Below are 17,571 nucleotides of genomic sequence, written 5' to 3' on the forward strand. Positions count from 1 at the left end.
CGATCATTCTTCGATTGCCTCGATCAATTCGGGGCCCGACGCGCGGTTGGAATTGACCGTCGGGTCGACCCGGTGAAACTCCAACACATCCTCGGCCCCGGGTTTCATCAGCCGCGCGGCACCTTTGCCTGCCTCACCCAACCACAAGGACCAGTCGTCCGGCTCAAGGATCAAGGGCATCCGGTGGTGAATGGCAGACAGGTTTTGGTTCGCTTGCGTGGTGACGATGGCGCAGGTGGATTGCCGGGCGTCATCAGGGCCCCAATCCTGCCAGACCCCTGCAAACGCGATGTGAGCCCCATCTTTGCGATGAATATACCAGGGCAGACGGGTGCCCTGTTCCGTCTTGGTCCATTCGTAGAAACCGGTGGCTACGATCAGGCACCGTCGCGCGCGGCAGGCATCGCGAAAAGCGGGTTTTTCAGCCAGTGTTTCAGCCCGGGCGTTGATCAACAAGGGCCCTGCGGTTTCGGTCTTGTACCAACGGGGCAGAAATCCCCACCGCAGCGCGTCCAACTGCCGACCGCCCTCACCCAACCGCACGGCGTGGACCTGATTTGTCGGGCAAATGTTGTAGTTCGGGACGGCGGGCAAGGCGTTGGCAGGCCTGCCGGCAAAAAGCTGCGCCATGGCATCATTGGGAAGAGTTATTGCAAACCGTCCGCACATGGGTAATGAACCCTCGAAAGTGTTTCATTCAGGCACAAGGTCTCATGGGGTGACATGAAAAATCAAACGGCGAAATCCCTGAAAGACAAGGCAATCGAGCTTTTGGAGGCAGGAAAACTGCCACAGGCGTTGAAAAAGGCCGAGCTGGGGATCAAGAAATTCCCGAAGGACTGCGATTATCGCGCCATAGCCGGGTTCGTCCTGACCGAGATGAAGCAATACAAACGCTCGATCCCGCATTTCGTCGAAGCCTCGCGTATGAAGCCGGAAGACCCGCAATTTGTCGAGAACCTTGCAAATGCGTTGATGCAGACCGGCCAGATCGAGCGCGCGCTGACCTATGCGGAACAAAAATCCGAGAAGTTTCCGAACAACAAGGAACTTGCGCGGGTCATCGAAGAGATTTCGCTGAAGGGCAGCAACTGGCGGTCGATCATCGACTATGCGACGCAGAAACTGGCCAATGATCCCGATAATGCTGATCTGCTGATCAAAAGGGCGCGTGCTTTCGCAAGGATCGGCTTTGTGGAGGAAAATACGCGCGATGTCTCACGCGCATTCGAGTTGGACGCCGAGAATCCGGCAGTCGCCTTTGCCAAAGCAGTTACCTTGCACCAAAGCGGCGACAAAGAGAGCTCTGGCACGCTTTATCGTGCGATTGTGGACAAGGACCCGAACCACAAGAACGCGTTGCTGCAATTGTCGACCATTGCCGACAAGGGTAATGCCTCTGCCCTTTTGAACAAGGTTGAAGCGGCGATAGATGCCAGTGATCACGACTTGCAAGAGCTTCAATTCGCAAAGGCCCACCTGACCTCGAAGATTGAAGGGCTGGGTGCGGCGATGCCGCATTTCGCGCAAGCCAACGCGACGCAGCACGGCACCAATCCCTACCATTTTGCGGCGGAAGATAAGAAGTTTAACGCGATTACGAACCTGTTTCCGGTTGGCGGGCCTGCAGTCAGTTCTGATCTGGTCGAGACCCCAGCCCCGATTTTCGTGATCGGGCAGCCCCGCTCTGGCACAACGTTGATGGAAATGATGCTCAGCGCCGCGCCCGGTATCGCGGGTTGTGGCGAACTGACTTTGGCGGCGGATTTGTCTGTCGAGTTCCAATCGGGCGAACAGGCGTTCGACGCGGATGCAGCACGCGAGTTCGCGCAGCAGTTTCGCGAGCTAATGCCGCCGATCCCCGAGGATTCGACAGCCTTTGTCGATAAGATGCCCCATAACTTCCAGCGCGTCGGCTTCGTCCTTGGGGCGTTCCCGAACGCGAAAGTCATCAACATGTTGCGCGATCCTCGGGATGTTGGCCTGTCAAAATGGATTCGGCGTTTCCCGGCGGGCGGTATGAACTATGCCTCGAACCTGGAATCGATTGCGCATACGGCCAACCTGTACCGTCGGTACATGGCGCATTGGGATGCCGCGTTTGCCGGTCGCATCCTGACCGTGCCTTATGAAAAACTGGTTGCCGACCCGGAAACCTATAGCAGAGACATCGCTGCGTTCTGCGAGATTGAATGGCACCCCGCGATGGTGCGCCCCGAGGACAATACGAAACAAGTGCGAACAGCCAGTATCGATCAGGTGCGCAACAAGATCTCGACCAAGTCGATCGGTGGCTGGCGCGCCGTCGCCGAGCATATTCAGCCCATGCTGGACGGGTTCGATCCCGATCTATGGCCTGAGTACGATTTCAGCTGATCCAAACGAAAAAAGCCGCATCGAAATGATGCGGCTTTCTTTGATATACCAGCGCCTTACTTCTGCTTGATACGCCCATCGACATAAGGCGTATACGGCGCGTTTGCGGCCAGATATTCCGCTGTCACATCCGCCAGATCAGGACCAAAATCATAAGCGTTCTTGTCGTCGCCTTCGAACATGCTGTACCCGTCTCCGCCATTGCGCACATAGTTGTTGGTCACGACCAGATAGGTCGCTGCCGGATCGATCGGCACAAAGCCGTCACCCTCGGCAACCATGACTTCAGTGATACGGCCCTCGTTCGGCGCGACCGAAGGATCCCAGGTGAAGGTCATACCGGCAACCTGCGGGAAACGGCCTTTGACTTCTTCCACCTGGCTGACACCGTTTTCCAGCGCGTCAATGACGCCCTGACCGCTGATCTCAAAGGTCGACAGCGTGTTCTGGAACGGCAGAACCGTCAGGACCTCGCCCATGGTCACTTCGCCTTCGTCAATCGAGGCGCGCAGCCCGCCCGAGTTTGCGATGGCGATTCGGGCCCCCTGATCCGCAACCCGCGCCAGCATCGCATCGGCGACAAGGTTGCCCATCTCGCATTCCTGCACCCGGCAAATATCGCGCGACCCTTCGACCGCGGCACCGGTTTCAGCAACCACGCGCTGCTTCATCTCTTCAATCGGTGCGCCCATTTCGGCGACACGCGCTGCGACGTCCGGGTCAGGGGCGACCGAGGCGTCCAGCAGGATCGGCTCACCTTCTGCGGAAATCAGATTGCCGTCATCGTCGAAGGTCAGAACCACTTCGCCCAGATATTTCGAATAGGCATAGGCCTGCACCACCGGCACATCGCCCACCATCGTCGGATAGGCACCCGCAGCACCTTCGTCCGTGTTCGACAACAGCGTGTGCGAATGGCCGCCAACGACAAGATCCAAGCCGGGAACCTGTTCGGCGATCTCCAGATCTTTGGCCAGACCCACATGGTTCAGCGCGATGATGATGTTCACCCCGTCTTCCTGCAGCGCCGCGACGTCGGCCTTCAGGCTTTCGATTTCGTCCTTAAACACCACGTCCTTGCCGGGGCTTGAGGTATCGACCGTATCCGTTGCCAGCGCCGAGATGATGCCGATCTTCTGGCCACCAACCTCAAGAACCACGTGGTTTTGCACCTTGTCCTTCAACTCGGCCGAATTCGACAGATCCAGATTGCCCGAGATCACCGGGAAGCTGACCGCGTCGATGAAGGCTGCAAGACCTTCGGGGCCATCGTCGAACTCGTGGTTGCCGACGGCCATGACATCATAGCCGATACCTTCCATGAACTCGGCCTCGGCCGCGCCCTTGTAGGTGGTGTAGAACAGCGAGCCCTGGAACGGGTCACCCGCATCCAGAAGCAGCACGTTTTCATCCGCCAGCTCGGCCCGCTTGGCGTCCACGGCTGTTTTCAGCCGGGCCACGCCGCCGAAACACTTGCCCTCGGCCTCGTCTTCGGCGTCGCAGGTGGAATCGTATTTGTTGATCGACTCGATGCGGCTGTGAATGTCGTTTGTGTGCAAAATCGTCAGCTTATACTCAGCCGCCGCAACACCTGCGGTCAGGGCCAACACGGCGGCCGATGTCAGGAAACGGGTCAACATTTGAATACTCCCTATCTTTGATTGCGCAGATCGTGCGCTGTGGACGGGAAAGAGTCAAAGGGGCAAATCCGACTTGATTCCCCCCGCAGCGCGAGGCATCACCCAAGACATGCTGATCTACAAAATTTTCCGGGCCGATGAATGGGCCGAGTTGCAGGCCAATGGGGCATCGGACGGGGCTCCGATCGATCTGTCCGACGGGTTCGTGCATTTTTCCACCGCTGAACAGGCGGCTGAAACCGCAGCCAAGCATTTCGCCGGTATCGAGGGGCTGACCCTGTTGGCCTGCGACGCGGATGCCATGGGCGATGACCTGAAATGGGAGGTGTCGCGCGGCGGGGCCTTGTTCCCACATCTCTATCGCCAGATCCGCATGAGTGACGTGGTCTGGTCGCGCGCGCTGCCCTTTGATGGCCAAACACACCACTTCCCGAAGGAGATGGCATGACCGCCTATATCGATCCCGAACGCGAGCAGTTTGAAACCTTCAAGACGCTGGATCGCGATCACCCCATCGAGATGTTGAATCTGGTCAAGTTTCGCGCCAAGGCCGCCTATCCGGCGGGTCACGAACTGGCCGGGGCCGACCTGACCGGGGCGGATGCCTATGGCAAATACGGGGCAGAGACCGCCCCTATCATTGCCCGTTTGGGCGCGTCGATCCTGTGGCGCGGCGTGTTTCAGGCAACCCTGATCGGACCGACGGATGAAGCGTGGGATGCAGTGTTCATCGCCCGTTATCCCAGCGCTCATGTGTTTTTGGAAATGGTCACCGCTCCCGACTATCAGAAAGCCGTTGTGCATCGTCAGGCGGCGGTCGAAACCTCGCGCCTGATCCGCTGCGGTTCGACCGAGGGCGGGGCGTCCTTCGGATGAAACTGACCGAAAAACTCGGGCTGGCCGCCCTGCACCGGATGGACCCGGAAACCGCCCATGGGCTGTCGATCAAGGCGCTGAAAGCCGGGCTGGCCCCTGCGCCCGGGCCGATCACCTCGGCCCGGCTGAGCACCGAAGTTGCGGGGCTGCGCCTGCCCAACCCGGTGGGGCTGGCCGCTGGATTTGACAAGAACGGAGAGGTCCTGACCCCTCTGTCCCGCGCGGGCTTTGGGTTTATCGAGGTCGGGGCCGTGACCCCGCGCCCACAGCCCGGCAATCCCAAGCCCCGCCTGTTCCGCCTGACCGAGGACAAGGCCGCCATCAACCGGTTTGGGTTCAACAATGACGGAATGGAGGTCATGGCCGGACGGTTGGCGAACCGTCCCAAGGATGCTGTGATCGGCCTGAACCTTGGCGCAAACAAAGACAGCGACGACAGGCCGGGAGATTTCGCCAAAGTGCTGGCCCATTGCGCCGCGCATCTGGATTTTGCCACCGTCAACGTCTCATCCCCCAACACCGAAAAGCTGCGCGATCTTCAGGGCAAAGCCGCGCTTGGCGCACTGCTGAGCGGCGTCATCGAGACACGCAATGCCCTGCCCCGCCCCCTGCCCATCTTCCTGAAAATCGCGCCCGATCTGATCGAGGCCGAATTGCAGGACATCGCCGAGGTCGCCGCCGAGACCGGCGTGGATGCTGTGATCGCAACCAACACCACCCTGTCCCGTGACGGTCTGCGCAGTGCGCACAAGGACGAAAAAGGCGGCCTGTCGGGTGCGCCCTTGTTCGAGAAATCGACACGCGTGCTGGCCCGGTTGAGTCACCTCACCGGCGGCAACATCCCTCTGATCGGCGTCGGCGGCGTCAGCACGGCGGAACAAGCCTATGCCAAGATTTGCGCCGGGGCGTCCGCGGTGCAGTTCTATACCGCAATGGTCTATGGCGGTCTGTCGCTGGCTGCGGAGATCGCGCAGGGGCTGGACGCCCTGCTGGCGCGTGACGGGTTCGACTCGGTGGCGCAGGCCGTGGGTAGCAAACGAGAGGATTGGCTGTGATCGAATATTGGCACAACCCGCGCTGTTCAAAATCCCGCACGGGTCTGGCAATGCTGGAAGAGCGCGGTGCGGAGGTTCAGGTTCGGAAATATCTTGAAGATGCCCCCTCGGTCGAGGAGTTGCGCGCAGCTCAGGCCCTTCTGGGCGTATCCGCCGTTCAGATGATGCGCACGGGCGAGAAGCGGTTCAAGGAATTGGGCCTGTCAAAAGATGCACCGGATGCGGAACTGATCAATGCCATGGCCGAGAACCCGATCCTGATCGAGAGGCCGCTGGCTATCGCGGGCGGTAAGGCTGCCATCGGGCGACCCCCGGAAAACCTGTTGGACCTGCTTTAAGCCACCTGAGCCTCAAGCCGGGGATAGCGCCAGCCCATTGTCACGCCGCGCGCAAAGTTCAGGACCATAAGCGCGGCCCACAGCCCGTGGTTGCCGAAGCTGGGCACCAGCAGGAACAGGGCCACGACGTAGATGGCCACCGATTGCAGCATCGCATTGCGCATCTCACGGGTCCAGGTGGCGCCAATATAGATGCCATCAAACATCCAGCTTGCCACGCCAATGACCGGGGCAATCGCGGCCCAGAACAAAAACGCGCGCCCGGCCTCGCGCACCTCGGGCGAGGTGGACATCAGATCGATCAGCGCAGGTCCGGCGAAAAAGAAAACCGCGCCCAGCAGCACGGCCCCGCCGACACCCCATTGCGACGACACGACAGAGACGCGCCGGACCTGAAACCGGTCCCGAGCGCCGACCGCGCCACCGACCGGCGCCTCGGCAGAAAACGCAAACCCGTCCAGCGCAAAGGCGGTGATTTCCAGAAATTGCAGCAACACCTGATTGGCGGCCAGATTGACATCGCCCAGATCGGCCCCAACAAACAGGAAGGTTGTGAAGGACCCGGTCAACAGGACCGAGCGGATCATGATATCGCTGTTCACCTGAAGCATCCGCCGCAGACGGACCGCATCGAAGATACGCGCCCAATCGCGCCAGATCCGGTTCCGGAACCCGTCGCGGCACAACCACAGCCCCAGCGCCAGCCCCGTCCACTCGGCGATCAGGGTTGCAATGGCAACGCCTTCAACGCCCCAGCCGAGGCCCAGAACAAACCACAGGTCCAGAGCGATATTCAGCCCGTTCATCCAGATTTGCAGCAGGAACACGCCCCGCGTCCGCTCGACCGCGATCAGCCATCCGGTCACCGCGTAAAGCGCGATGGTGGCTGGCGCGCCCCAGATCCGAATTTCAAGATAGGCCCGGGACAGCGCCTCGACCTCTGGGCTGGCCGGAGACAGCAGAAACGCGCCGCTGAAAATCGCGACCTGCGTGACGATAAAGACCAGCCCGGCCGCCGCACCCAGCATCAGCCCCCGGATCAGCAGGGCGCGCATCTCGGTCGTATCCCCTGCCCCTCGCGCCTGCGCGGCAAGGCCGGTGGTGCCCATGCGCAGAAAACCGAATATCCAATAGACCGCAGACAGGATCACAGCGCCGATCCCCACGGCCCCAATCGGGGCGGCCTGACCCATCTGCCCGACAACGCCGGTGTCCACCGCACCCAGAATCGGCACCGTCACGTTGGACAGCACAATCGGAACCGCGATCTTCAGCACCCGCCCGTGCGTTATGGGTGCCGGGGCATCGTGCATTCCTTAGCTCTTGTCAGAGCGGCTTTGGGGGATCAGGAAATGCCCTGTGCCCTGCGCGAACAACTTGTCGTGATTGTCCTGCCATGCCTCGACCCGAACCGAGGCATAACGCCGACCGGATCGGTTGATAAAGGCGCGGGCATAGGCGTCGCGCGGCAGGCCTGAGCGCAGGAAATCCACCGTGAAATCGATCGTCTTGGGAAAGCGTGTCTCTTCTGATTTCAGAATATCCGCAACATCCAGTTCACCGCTTTCGATCCGGGGGAACAGACGTTCCCAGCTTAGAGTGATAAGGGCTGTGACCTCAAGAAACGCCGCCGTCACGCCACCGTGCAGGGCGGGCAATAGCGGGTTTCCGATCAACTTTTCGTCAAAATTCAGAACACCGGTCAGCTCATCTCCGCGCCGGTCGAAGCTGATATTGAGAAAGCGGATATACGGAACACCTTCGACCAAAGCGGTCAGCGCGGCATCTCGGCGCTGTTTGACAACCTGCATGGGTTCGGGACGTGCACGCGCCATTTACTTGACCTCCACGGTGAAGGCACCCGATGCGGTGGCGACCGGATTGTCCTGATCTTCATCGGTTGCCGTGGCCCGTACAAAGGCCACGTTCCGCGTGATATGATAGCATTTGGCGCGTGTGGTGATGGTCTGGCCCGGCTTTGCGGCGCGCATGTAATCTATCCTCAGATCGATGGTTGCGGTGCTTGTCGGCTTCACCGGATTGCTCATCACCGCTGCGCCGCAGCACGTGTCCAGCATTGTCGATACGGCACCACCATGAATGACACCGGTCCGGGGATCGCCAACCAGCGCCTCGTTGTAAGGCATGGTGATTTCCGCTTCACCATTGTTAATATACGTCAGCTCTAACCCAAGTGCCTGTGCGTGAGGAATGGCCTGGATGAACTGGCGCGCAAATTTTGAGATATCCGCCATACATTTGGCTCCTGTCGTCAAGTTGCCCCTTTATGAGCCGCGGACGATGCAAAGGGCAAGCCCGCCTGTTGCGCTCGTCCTCATGACACCCTACGGTGCTGCCAAGGAGACCAGGAATGTCCGACAACCGTTTGTCATTCAAAGAGATGTGCGCTGAGTACGATGTGACTCCGCGTACCCTGCGTTACTACGAGTATATCGAGTTGTTGCAGCCCGATCGGGAAGGCCGGTCGCGGTTTTACGGCCCCCGCGAATGCGCGCGCATGACGCTGATCATGCGCGGGCGCAAATTCGGTTTTCCGCTGGAAGAGATTCGTCAGTGGCTGCTGATCTATGAAGATCAGGGCAACGAGGCGCAAATGGCTGCCTTTGTCGAAATGGCCGACCGCCAGATGGACGAACTGAACCAGCAACGCCAGCAACTGGACGAGGCGATGGGCGAGCTCAAGCGCCTGCGCGACCAGACAGCAAAATCTCTGAACTGACAGGCTCAATGCCTGCCGGGTGCCGCAAGCGCCCATAAATCTGCCAGTCGTTTTGGCGGCGTCCGCCCCGATTCCCGGTTGACGCGGGGGAAATAAAATTGCCCCTGAGTCTGTTTACGCGTTCGGAAGTTACGTCAACTTGGAAATGACGCAGCGTTTGGATTACGTAAACGTCACTCTCATGTTGTAAAGCGACCAGCAACTGCGCAAGTCATGTCCAGTGACGCCAGTGACGAGAGTATGACGAATGACCGAAGATCTGATGACCATCCGTGAGATGTGCGAGACCTATGATGTCACGCCCCGTACCTTGCGGTTCTACGAGGCGAAGGAACTGCTGTTTCCGATCCGCGAGGGTCAGAAACGCCTGTTCACCAAACGCGACCGCGCGCGGCTGAAGCTGATTCTGCGCGGCAAGCGGTTCGGGTTCAGCCTGGAGGAAATTCGCCAGCTTCTGGATCTGTACCATGTGGGCGATCAGCAACTGACCCAGATGACCCGCACCTATGAGATCGCGTGCGACCGTCTGGCAGACATGGAATCGCGCCGCGAAGAACTGACGCAGGCAATCGACGATCTGAAAGAACAGTTGCGTTGGGGCGAAAAAGTCATCGCCTCGATGAAACAGGAAAAAAAGGCAGCCGAGTAACCTCGGCCTGCCGGCTGGAAATATGAATTAAGGGAGCTTTCCATGCCCGTGTATAACGCGCCTACCAAAGACACGCAGTTCATCCTGCATGACGTTCTGAAAGTCTCGCAGTCGGATATTCCCGGCTATGATGAACTGGAAGCCGAATTTACCGGCGCAGTTCTGGAAGAAGCAGGCAAAGTTGCCGCGAATGTGCTGCATCCGCTGAACACCGTGGGCGACACCGAAGGGTGTCGGCTGGAAAACGGCATCGTTTACACGCCGACCGGGTTCAAGGACGCTTTCGAGCAGGTGAAAGAAGGTGGCTGGACTGGCCTCGACATGCCGGAAGAGTATGGCGGCCAGAACATGCCCTATGTCATCGGGACTGCTGTGGGCGAGATGTTCTCGGCCGCGAACCAGGCCTTCACCATGTATCAGGGCCTGACCCACGGCGCGGCCTCGGCCATTCTGGCGCACGGCTCGGACGAGCAGAAGAACAAATACCTGCCCAACATGGTCAGCTGCGAATGGACCGGCACCATGAACCTGACCGAACCGCATTGCGGCACCGATCTGGGCCTGATGCGCACCAAGGCGGAACCGCAGGAAGACGGCAGCTATAAGGTCTCGGGTCAGAAGATCTTTATCTCGGCTGGCGATCACGACATGTCCAACAACATCATCCATCTGGTGCTGGCCAAGATCCCCGGCGGCCCCGAAGGCATCAAAGGCGTGTCGCTGTTCATCGTGCCCAAATTCATCGTGAACGAAGACGGCACCCCGGGCGAGCGCAACGGTGTTTCGGTCGGCAAGATCGAAGAGAAAATGGGCATCCACGGCAACTCGACCTGTGTGATGAACTATGACGAGGCGACCGGCTGGCTGCTGGGCGACCAACACAAAGGCATGCGCGCCATGTTCACCATGATGAACGAAGCGCGTCTGGGTGTGGGCATGCAGGGTCTGGCGCAGGCCGAGGCCGCCTATCAGAACGCCGTCGAATATGCCAAGGACCGCCTACAGGGCCGCGACGTGACCGGCGTGAAAAACCCGGACGGCCCCGCCGATCCGCTGATCGTGCACCCCGACATCCGCCGCAACCTGATGGATCAGAAAAGCTTTACCGAAGGCGCGCGCGCGTTCATCCTGTGGGGCGCGACGATGATCGACAAGGCGCATCGCTCGGGTGACAAGGACGCGGACGGTCTGATTTCGCTGCTGACACCGGTGATCAAGGGCTTCCTGACCGATCAGGGTTACGACATGACGGTTCAGGCGCAGCAGGTCTATGGCGGCCACGGCTACATCGAGGAATGGGGCATGTCGCAATACACCCGCGACGCCCGTATCGCCCAGATCTACGAAGGCGCCAACGGCGTTCAGGCGCTGGATCTGGTGGGCCGCAAACTGGCACAGGATGGCGGCAAGCACGTGATGGCCTTCTTCGAAATGGTCAAGGGGTTCTGCAAAGAGAACACGGGCCAGGACGAAGCTTATGACAAGGCGTTCATCGAACCGCTGAAGGCTGCGTCGAAGGATCTGCAGGCCGCTGGAATGTATTTCATGCAGCAGGGCATGAAGAACCCCAACAACGCGCTGTCGGGATCCTATGACTTCATGCATATGTTCGGCCATGTCTGCCTGGGCCTGATGTGGGCGCAGATGGCCAAGGCCGCGCAGGGTGCGCTGGACAATGGTGCGTCGGACAAAGAGTTCTACGAGACCAAGATCAATACCGGTCGCTTCTACATGGCCCGCCGCCTGCCCGCCACGACGCTGCATCTGGCCCGTATCCAGACCGGTGCGGACACTGTGATGGCTCTGGACGCGGCGAGCTTCTGATCTCAGTCTGGGTCCGGGCGCTCATGCCCGGGCCCAGCTATTGAGAGGATACAAGATGCCAAAACGTTTTCGCCTGACCCGCCGTTTTCCGGTCGCCATGACTGAAGACGGGTATCGCAAACTCAAGGGTTTCGCCCGTGAGGCCGGTCTGGATGAAGGTGAGGCGCTGTCCTTTCTGTTCGAGAACTTCAACAGCGTGATTGACGAGGAGAATCTGACCCACCGTCTGCGCATCTTCAACTCTGAGCTGGAAGCGCGAAAACGGTGAGGGCACGCACCAACCAACTGCCTGCTACGGCCTTAGGGCCGGACGCCTCCGGCGGGAGTATTTCTGAAAAGATGAAGACGTGATGCGCCCCTGCCACCGGGCGCACTCGCCATCAGGACAGGGACGACTTCACCTTTTGCGGTCATCGGCTCTCCAGCCTGTACCGCAAGCCGAGTGAAACAGATCCGGTTTGATAAATGGTAAACGTCCTCACTTCATCTTTTTACAAATACTCAATTCCAACCTGACCACATGCGCCTTGGGAGGGGCAATCGCATGACGATCAAACTGCACTGCTTCGGAGAAAGCGGAAACAGCTACAAGGCGGCGCTGGCGTTGGAGATGTCCGGGCTGCAGTGGGAGCCGGTCTTTGTCGACTTCTTCAACGGTGAGACCCGCACGCCAGAGTTCCGCAAGGACGCCAACGAGATGGGCGAAGCCCCGTTTCTAGTCGATGGCGATTTTCGCACCAGCCAGTCCGGCGCCATTCAGGCTTACGTGACCGAAAAATCCGGCAAGTTCGGCGGCAAGGACCGGGACGAGAACTACGAGATCCTTCGCTGGGTGCTGTGGGACAACCACAAGCTCAGCTCGATGGCCGGGTTGACGCGGTTTCTGGTCAATTTCCTGCCGGAAAAACACCGTAACCCGGATGTGATTGCGTTTAATCAGGGGCGATTGAAAGCGGCTTACGAAGTCCTTAATGCCCATTTGGAAGGCCGTGACTGGATTGTTGGTAATGGCGTCACCAACGCGGATCTCAGTTGCTGCGGCTATCTGTATTACCCCGAACCATTCGGCTTTGACCGTGCCGACTGGCCCCATATCGATGCCTGGCTGACCCGTCTCAGCGCACAGCCCGGCTGGAAACACCCCTATGACCTGATGCCCGGCAACCCGTCGGATCGAGCTTAAGGAGAAGTCTCATGACCGAAGCTTACATATATGATGCCCTGCGCACCCCGCGCGGCAAGGGCCGCAAGGATGGCAGCCTGCACGAGGTGACCTCGGTGCGCCTGTCCGCCCTGACCCTGAACGCGATGAAAGAGCGTAACAATCTGGAAGGCCACGCTGTCGAGGACGTGATCTGGGGCAACGTCACGCAGGTGATGGAGCAAGGCGGCTGTCTGGCGCGCTCGGCTGTTCTGGCCTCGGATCTGGATGAATCGATCCCCGGTCTGGCCATCAACCGTTTCTGCGCCTCGGGCATGGAAGCGGTGAACCTGGCGGCGAACCAGGTCAAAGGCGGCGCAGGCGAGGCCTATATCGCCGGCGGTGTCGAGATGATGGGCCGCGTGGCCATGGGCAGCGACGGTGCGGCGATTGCCGTGGACCCCTCGCTGGCGATGGGCACCTATTTCGTGCCGCAGGGCATTTCGGCCGACATCATTGCCACCGAATATGGTTTTACTCGCGATGACGCGGACGCGCTGGCGGTTGAATCGCAGCGCCGTGCCGCAGAGGCCTGGGCGGACAACCGGTTCGAGAAATCGGTCATCACCGTCAAGGATCAGAACGGGCTGACCATTCTGGACCGCGACGAGTACATGCGCCCCGGCACCGACATGCAAAGCCTTGGTTCGCTGAACCCGTCCTTCCAGATGATGGGCGAGCAGATGCCGGGCTTTGACAAGGTAGCGATGCTGAAATACCCGCATCTGGAAAAGATCAACCACGTCCACCACGCGGGCAACAGCTCGGGCATCGTGGATGGGGCCGCTGCTGTGCTGATCGGCAACAAGGAGTTTGGCGAGAAATACGGCCTGAAACCGCGCGCGCGTATCAAGGCGACCGCCAAGATCGGCACCGATCCGACCATCATGCTGACCGGCCCTGTTCCGGTGACAGAGAAGATTCTGGCCGACAATGGCATGAAGATCAGCGATCTGGACCTGTTCGAAGTGAACGAAGCCTTCGCCTCGGTCGTGCTGCGGTTCCAGCAGGCGTTTGACGTCGATCCGGCGCTGGTCAACCCAAATGGCGGCTCGATCGCGATGGGTCACCCGCTGGGCGCAACCGGTGCGATGATCATCGGCACGCTGCTGGACGAGCTTGAGCGTCAGGACAAGGAAATGGGTCTGGCAACGCTTTGCATCGCGTCCGGCATGGGTGCGGCAACCATCATCGAGAGGGTCTGATGCCCAAGCTGGATCTCTCTCAGATCCCATTCAGGGGCGGTTCGGGCTATCCCGGCAAGCTGGCAAAGGCAGGCGATGGCCGCTTTGTCCAGCCTGTGGGGGATGCTGGCGGGCTGACCCAGTACGGGGTCAACATCGTGCGGCTGGAACCGCAGGGGCTGTCCTCGCTGCGCCATTATCACATGGAACAGGACGAGTTCGCCATCGTCCTCAGCGGCACCTGTACCCTGATCGACGATGATGGTGAGCATGAGATGCAGCCCGGTGATTGCGCCGCTTTTCCCGCAGGTGAGGCCAACGGCCACCACCTTGTGAACAAAACCGATGCGCCCGCGACCTTTCTGGTGGTGGGCACACGGACCCCGACCGAGACCGGCTATTACAGCGACCTAGACATGATGGTGAAGTTCGATGCCGACGGCTTTCGCTTTACCCGCAAAGACGGCAGCCCGCTGACGGCTGACCAGATTGGAGATGACAATGACTGAATTCACTCTGACAAAAGACTCTGATGGCGTGGGCGTCATCACCTGGGATGTGCCCGGGAAAACCATGAACGTGATGTCCTTTGACGGGCTGGCGCAACTGAGCAGCTGCATCGATGATGCGCTGGCCGATGACGCGGTCAAGGGCATCGTCATCACCTCGGGCAAGGAAGGGTCGTTTGCCGGTGGCATGGACCTGAACCTGCTGGCGGTGATGAAGGAACAGGCGGGCGACGATCCGGCCAAGGGTCTGTTCGAGGGCACGATGCAGATGCACGCCCTGCTGCGCAAGATCGAGCTTGCGGGCATGGACCCCAAGACCAAGAAGGGCGGCAAGCCGATTGCCACCGTTCTGCCCGGCACCGCCGCGGGCATCGGTATGGAACTGCCGCTGTCCACGCACCGCATCTTTGCCGCCGAAAACCCCAAGGCAAAGTTCGGCCTGCCCGAGATTATGGTCGGCATCTTCCCCGGCGCGGGCGGCACCACGCGGATGGTGCGCAAGGTTGGCGCGATCGCGGCGGCTCCACTGTTGCTGGAAGGCAAGATGCTGGACGTCAAGAAAGCCAAGGGCGCAGGCTATATCGATGAGATCGCCGAAGACCCGATGGCTGCGGCCAAGGAATGGGTGCTGAATGCCAAGGACGGCGACATCGTCAAGCCCTGGGACGCCAAGGGCTACAAGATGCCCGGCGGCGCGCCCTACCATCCTGCGGGCTTCATGAACTTCGTCGGAGCCTCGGCGATGGTGCATGGCAAGACCCAAGGCGCCTTCCCGGCTGCCAAGGCGCTGCTGAGCGCGGTTTATGAGGGCGCTCTGGTCGATTTCGACACCGCGCTGAAGATCGAGGCGCGCTGGTTCACATCCGTGCTGATGAACCCGTCCTCGGGTGCCATGATCCGCTCGCTGTTCCTGAACAAGGAAGCGCTGGAAAAAGGCGCTGTGCGTCCCGCTGGTGTTCCCGATCAGTCGGTCAAGAAGATCGGCGTTCTGGGCGCGGGCATGATGGGTGCGGGCATCGCGCTGGTGTCGGCGCAGGCCGGTATGGAAGTGGTTCTGGTCGACCGTGATCAAGCAGCCGCCGACAAGGGCAAGGCCTATACCGAGACCTATCTGGACAAGGGCATGAAGCGCGGCAAGGTCACCGCTGAAAAGAAAGAGGCCATGCTGGGCCGCATCACCGCGACCCCGGATCTGGACAACCTGAAAGGCTGTGACCTGATCATCGAAGCCGTCTTCGAAGACATGGGCGTCAAGGCCGAGATGACAAAGAAGGTCGAAGCGATCATCCCCGAGGATTGCATCTTTGCCTCGAACACCTCGACCCTGCCGATCACCGATCTGGCCAAAGCCTCGGCGCGTCCGGATCAGTTCATCGGCATCCACTTCTTCTCGCCGGTCGAGAAGATGTTCCTGGTCGAGATCATCAAGGGCAAGGAAACCGGGGATCGCGCGGTCGCCAAGGCGCTGGACTATGTGCGCCAGATCAAGAAGACGCCCATCGTGGTCAACGATGCACGCTTCTTCTACTGCAACCGCTGCATCATCCCCTACATCAACGAAGGTGCGCGCATGATCACCGAGGGCGTCAGCCCCGTGCTGATCGACAACGCCGCGCGGCAACTGGGCTTCCCGGTGGGTCCGGTTCAGCTGACTGATGAGACCTCGATCGATCTGGGGGCCAAGATCGCCCGTGCCACCAAGGCGGCGATGGGCGATGCCTATCCCGAAAGCCCCTCGGACGATCTGATCTTCTGGATGGAAGAACAGGGCCGTCTGGGCCGCAAATCGAACGCAGGCTTCTTTGACTATGACGAAAAGGGCAAGCGCGTCGGGTACTGGAACGGCCTGCAGGACAAGTATCCGCTGGCCGAGGATCAGCCCGACCTGATCGAAGTGCAGGAACGTCTGATGTTCGCGCAGGTTCTGGAAGCGGTGCGCGCGCTGGAAGAGGGTGTACTGGAAGACATCCGCGAAGGCGATGTGGGCGCCATTCTGGCCTGGGGCTTTGCGCCGTGGTCCGGTGGTCCGCTGAGCTGGCTTGACATCATCGGCGCGCCTTACGCCGCCGAGCGTTGCGACCAACTGGCCGCAGCCTATGGCGAGCGTTTTGCCTGCCCGCCGCTGCTGCGTGAGATGGCCGAGAAAGGTCAGACCTTCTATGGCCGCTTCGACCCCGAAGCCAAAGCCGCTTAATCAATTGATGCAGGCGCGTGACACCACGCGCCTGCATCGTTCTTTTCGTGTTTGGTTAGGTCTGCCATTCAGGCCGCAGAAACAGGACAGGCGCATTTGGCCTGCCCGGACGCCCCGGTCTGCGCATGCCGGATGGCGGGCGGATCGGAAAAATCGGTTCCTGCGGGATGGGTGCAGGCAGTGCACCCAACGGGTTTGCAAGGGCTGAAACGTCGCCCCTGATTGCAATCGAATTGACCAAAGCCGTCGCGGTCTGTTCATCCGCCACCCTATAGGGCGCGTGATCCTGTGCCGAACGGGCACTGAACCGACCAGCCGGGCAAAAGGCCTGCAGCCCACCCTCGACAAAGATCACCTCATCCGTGTCAAAAAACAAAGTCGTCACCTGGAACGATGACCCCGGCACCTGCGCCGACATCCGGCACGCGCCGTTCAACATCCGGGCCGGAATAACCGAGACACCCGCCGCGTCGGGATCGAGTTTCCCAAGATCCAGCGCCATGCCCTGCTCGGGCATCAACCAGACAGGCCGCCCGTTATAGGTCGCCCGTGCGGGTACAAATATCGGCATGTAATCGGCGCGGGTTTCATCGGCCGGAATAACGACGCAACAGGTCGAAATCCGGCGCACCTCGCGAAACCCGTTATCCAAAGTTCGCACCAGATCGCCCACGGCAACCCGTTCGATCAACTTCCAGCCACTTGTGGTAGCAACTTTGGTGCCGTGCAACAAACCACCACGGCGTGCGTTTACCGCTTTATTCGGGTCGGCGAAATCAACGTCACCAGATTGATCCGAAAACCCCGAAACACTCACTACTTCAAACACGTGCCTCACCCCCTTGTGGCACAAACTAACGATGCAAAACGGATAGCATGAATTTTAAGAGGTGACTTATTTCTGACATATTTGCGCCCAATTTGGGCCTTTTGAGGCCCCTTTTGCGCACATTTTACAGACAAATGCGGGGTAAATACTTCTTTT

At 59.9% G+C, this 17,571-nt stretch carries 19 protein-coding genes; 13 read left to right on the forward strand and 6 right to left on the reverse strand.

Going from position 1 to position 17,571, the window contains the following annotated elements:
* Positions 1-3: 3 nt before the first annotated feature.
* Positions 4-669: an SOS response-associated peptidase gene (locus ACR0C9_RS12450; RefSeq protein WP_480781125.1), complete on the reverse strand. Its 666-nt coding sequence runs from the start codon at positions 667-669 to the stop codon at positions 4-6.
* Positions 670-723: 54 nt separating this feature from the next.
* On the opposite strand from ACR0C9_RS12450, the gene ACR0C9_RS12455 reads away from it, so the two are divergent.
* A complete protein-coding gene (locus tag ACR0C9_RS12455; RefSeq protein ID WP_170622074.1) occupies positions 724-2,376 on the forward strand; it encodes a tetratricopeptide repeat-containing sulfotransferase family protein in 1,653 nt (550 codons plus the stop codon).
* A gap of 56 nt (positions 2,377-2,432) precedes the next feature.
* Here ACR0C9_RS12455 and ACR0C9_RS12460 read toward each other — a convergent pair whose 3' ends face one another.
* Positions 2,433-4,016 (reverse strand): bifunctional metallophosphatase/5'-nucleotidase, encoded by a 1,584-nt coding sequence (locus ACR0C9_RS12460; protein ID WP_480781126.1) that lies wholly within the window; start codon positions 4,014-4,016, stop codon positions 2,433-2,435.
* A gap of 109 nt (positions 4,017-4,125) precedes the next feature.
* On the opposite strand from ACR0C9_RS12460, the gene ACR0C9_RS12465 reads away from it, so the two are divergent.
* Genes ACR0C9_RS12465 through arsC form a run of 4 tightly spaced genes read left to right on the forward strand, consistent with a single transcriptional unit; the run spans position 4,126 to position 6,285 of the window.
* Positions 4,126-4,464: a DUF952 domain-containing protein gene (locus ACR0C9_RS12465; protein WP_170524832.1), complete on the forward strand. Its 339-nt coding sequence runs from the start codon at positions 4,126-4,128 to the stop codon at positions 4,462-4,464.
* The gene (locus ACR0C9_RS12470; protein WP_480781127.1) at positions 4,461-4,892 is read left to right on the forward strand and encodes a DUF1330 domain-containing protein; all 432 of its coding nucleotides are present in this window, start codon (positions 4,461-4,463) and stop codon (positions 4,890-4,892) included. The genes ACR0C9_RS12465 and ACR0C9_RS12470 overlap by 4 nt, the downstream gene beginning before the upstream one ends.
* Positions 4,889-5,947, forward strand: coding sequence for a quinone-dependent dihydroorotate dehydrogenase (locus tag ACR0C9_RS12475; protein WP_480781128.1), 1,059 nt, complete (start codon positions 4,889-4,891; stop codon positions 5,945-5,947). Before ACR0C9_RS12470 ends, ACR0C9_RS12475 begins: the two co-directional genes overlap by 4 nt.
* Entirely contained in the window at positions 5,944-6,285 is a 342-nt protein-coding gene (gene arsC / locus ACR0C9_RS12480) for an arsenate reductase (glutaredoxin) (protein ID WP_170524840.1), read from the forward strand. The genes ACR0C9_RS12475 and arsC overlap by 4 nt, the downstream gene beginning before the upstream one ends.
* On the opposite strand, the gene ACR0C9_RS12485 is transcribed toward arsC, so the two are convergent.
* From ACR0C9_RS12485 to ACR0C9_RS12495, 3 genes are read right to left on the reverse strand one after another with little or no spacing between them, the layout of a single operon-like run.
* Positions 6,282-7,598 (reverse strand): MATE family efflux transporter, encoded by a 1,317-nt coding sequence (locus ACR0C9_RS12485; RefSeq protein ID WP_480781129.1) that lies wholly within the window; start codon positions 7,596-7,598, stop codon positions 6,282-6,284. The two genes, arsC and ACR0C9_RS12485, sit on opposite strands and share 4 nt — an antisense overlap.
* Positions 7,599-7,601: 3 nt before the next feature.
* Positions 7,602-8,120, reverse strand: a complete 519-nt coding sequence (locus tag ACR0C9_RS12490; protein ID WP_170449359.1) for a PaaI family thioesterase — start codon at positions 8,118-8,120, stop codon at positions 7,602-7,604.
* Positions 8,121-8,540: a PaaI family thioesterase gene (locus tag ACR0C9_RS12495; protein ID WP_170524846.1), complete on the reverse strand. Its 420-nt coding sequence runs from the start codon at positions 8,538-8,540 to the stop codon at positions 8,121-8,123.
* Positions 8,541-8,656: 116 nt separating this feature from the next.
* Between ACR0C9_RS12495 and ACR0C9_RS12500 the strand changes: the two genes are divergently transcribed.
* The 8 genes from ACR0C9_RS12500 (at position 8,657) to ACR0C9_RS12535 (ending at position 16,586) form a co-directional block, all read left to right on the forward strand.
* Positions 8,657-9,025, forward strand: a complete 369-nt coding sequence (locus ACR0C9_RS12500) for a MerR family transcriptional regulator (RefSeq protein ID WP_170449355.1) — start codon at positions 8,657-8,659, stop codon at positions 9,023-9,025.
* Between the two features lie 247 nt (positions 9,026-9,272).
* Entirely contained in the window at positions 9,273-9,674 is a 402-nt protein-coding gene (locus ACR0C9_RS12505; protein ID WP_170449353.1) for a MerR family transcriptional regulator, read from the forward strand.
* Positions 9,675-9,716: 42 nt separating this feature from the next.
* A complete protein-coding gene (locus ACR0C9_RS12510; RefSeq protein ID WP_170449351.1) occupies positions 9,717-11,498 on the forward strand; it encodes an acyl-CoA dehydrogenase C-terminal domain-containing protein in 1,782 nt (593 codons plus the stop codon).
* Between the two features lie 55 nt (positions 11,499-11,553).
* Positions 11,554-11,766: a hypothetical protein gene (locus tag ACR0C9_RS12515; protein ID WP_005981899.1), complete on the forward strand. Its 213-nt coding sequence runs from the start codon at positions 11,554-11,556 to the stop codon at positions 11,764-11,766.
* A 276-nt stretch (positions 11,767-12,042) separates the two neighbouring features.
* Positions 12,043-12,681: a glutathione S-transferase family protein gene (locus ACR0C9_RS12520; RefSeq protein WP_480781130.1), complete on the forward strand. Its 639-nt coding sequence runs from the start codon at positions 12,043-12,045 to the stop codon at positions 12,679-12,681.
* Between the two features lie 11 nt (positions 12,682-12,692).
* A complete protein-coding gene (locus ACR0C9_RS12525) occupies positions 12,693-13,904 on the forward strand; it encodes an acetyl-CoA C-acetyltransferase (RefSeq protein ID WP_170449347.1) in 1,212 nt (403 codons plus the stop codon).
* Complete coding sequence (locus tag ACR0C9_RS12530) at positions 13,904-14,392, forward strand: cupin domain-containing protein (protein ID WP_170449345.1); 489 nt, start codon at positions 13,904-13,906, stop codon at positions 14,390-14,392. Before ACR0C9_RS12525 ends, ACR0C9_RS12530 begins: the two co-directional genes overlap by 1 nt.
* The gene (locus ACR0C9_RS12535; protein ID WP_170628345.1) at positions 14,385-16,586 is read left to right on the forward strand and encodes a 3-hydroxyacyl-CoA dehydrogenase NAD-binding domain-containing protein; all 2,202 of its coding nucleotides are present in this window, start codon (positions 14,385-14,387) and stop codon (positions 16,584-16,586) included. The genes ACR0C9_RS12530 and ACR0C9_RS12535 overlap by 8 nt, the downstream gene beginning before the upstream one ends.
* Positions 16,587-16,641: 55 nt before the next feature.
* Here the strand turns inward: ACR0C9_RS12535 and ACR0C9_RS12540 are convergent, their stop codons facing one another.
* Positions 16,642-17,415 carry a Hint domain-containing protein gene (locus ACR0C9_RS12540; RefSeq protein WP_480781131.1) on the reverse strand — a complete coding sequence of 258 codons (774 nt, stop codon included), beginning with the start codon at positions 17,413-17,415 and terminating at the stop codon, positions 16,642-16,644.
* Positions 17,416-17,571: the final 156 nt, after the last annotated feature.

This window comes from Ruegeria sp. C12 (assembly GCF_056537745.1).

Bases quoted from the DNA above. Each gene is read 5' to 3' on its own strand.
- ACR0C9_RS12450 (WP_480781125.1), bottom strand. From the start codon at position 669: ATGTGCGGACGGTTTGCAATAACTCTTCCCAATGATGCCATGGCGCAG.
- ACR0C9_RS12455 (WP_170622074.1), top strand. From the start codon at position 724: ATGAAAAATCAAACGGCGAAATCCCTGAAAGACAAGGCAATCGAGCTT.
- ACR0C9_RS12460 (WP_480781126.1), bottom strand. From the start codon at position 4,016: ATGTTGACCCGTTTCCTGACATCGGCCGCCGTGTTGGCCCTGACCGCA.
- ACR0C9_RS12465 (WP_170524832.1), top strand. From the start codon at position 4,126: ATGCTGATCTACAAAATTTTCCGGGCCGATGAATGGGCCGAGTTGCAG.
- ACR0C9_RS12470 (WP_480781127.1), top strand. From the start codon at position 4,461: ATGACCGCCTATATCGATCCCGAACGCGAGCAGTTTGAAACCTTCAAG.
- ACR0C9_RS12475 (WP_480781128.1), top strand. From the start codon at position 4,889: ATGAAACTGACCGAAAAACTCGGGCTGGCCGCCCTGCACCGGATGGAC.
- ACR0C9_RS12485 (WP_480781129.1), bottom strand. From the start codon at position 7,598: ATGCACGATGCCCCGGCACCCATAACGCACGGGCGGGTGCTGAAGATC.
- ACR0C9_RS12490 (WP_170449359.1), bottom strand. From the start codon at position 8,120: ATGGCGCGTGCACGTCCCGAACCCATGCAGGTTGTCAAACAGCGCCGA.
- ACR0C9_RS12495 (WP_170524846.1), bottom strand. From the start codon at position 8,540: ATGGCGGATATCTCAAAATTTGCGCGCCAGTTCATCCAGGCCATTCCT.
- ACR0C9_RS12500 (WP_170449355.1), top strand. From the start codon at position 8,657: ATGTCCGACAACCGTTTGTCATTCAAAGAGATGTGCGCTGAGTACGAT.
- ACR0C9_RS12505 (WP_170449353.1), top strand. From the start codon at position 9,273: ATGACCGAAGATCTGATGACCATCCGTGAGATGTGCGAGACCTATGAT.
- ACR0C9_RS12510 (WP_170449351.1), top strand. From the start codon at position 9,717: ATGCCCGTGTATAACGCGCCTACCAAAGACACGCAGTTCATCCTGCAT.
- ACR0C9_RS12515 (WP_005981899.1), top strand. From the start codon at position 11,554: ATGCCAAAACGTTTTCGCCTGACCCGCCGTTTTCCGGTCGCCATGACT.
- ACR0C9_RS12520 (WP_480781130.1), top strand. From the start codon at position 12,043: ATGACGATCAAACTGCACTGCTTCGGAGAAAGCGGAAACAGCTACAAG.
- ACR0C9_RS12525 (WP_170449347.1), top strand. From the start codon at position 12,693: ATGACCGAAGCTTACATATATGATGCCCTGCGCACCCCGCGCGGCAAG.
- ACR0C9_RS12530 (WP_170449345.1), top strand. From the start codon at position 13,904: ATGCCCAAGCTGGATCTCTCTCAGATCCCATTCAGGGGCGGTTCGGGC.
- ACR0C9_RS12535 (WP_170628345.1), top strand. From the start codon at position 14,385: ATGACTGAATTCACTCTGACAAAAGACTCTGATGGCGTGGGCGTCATC.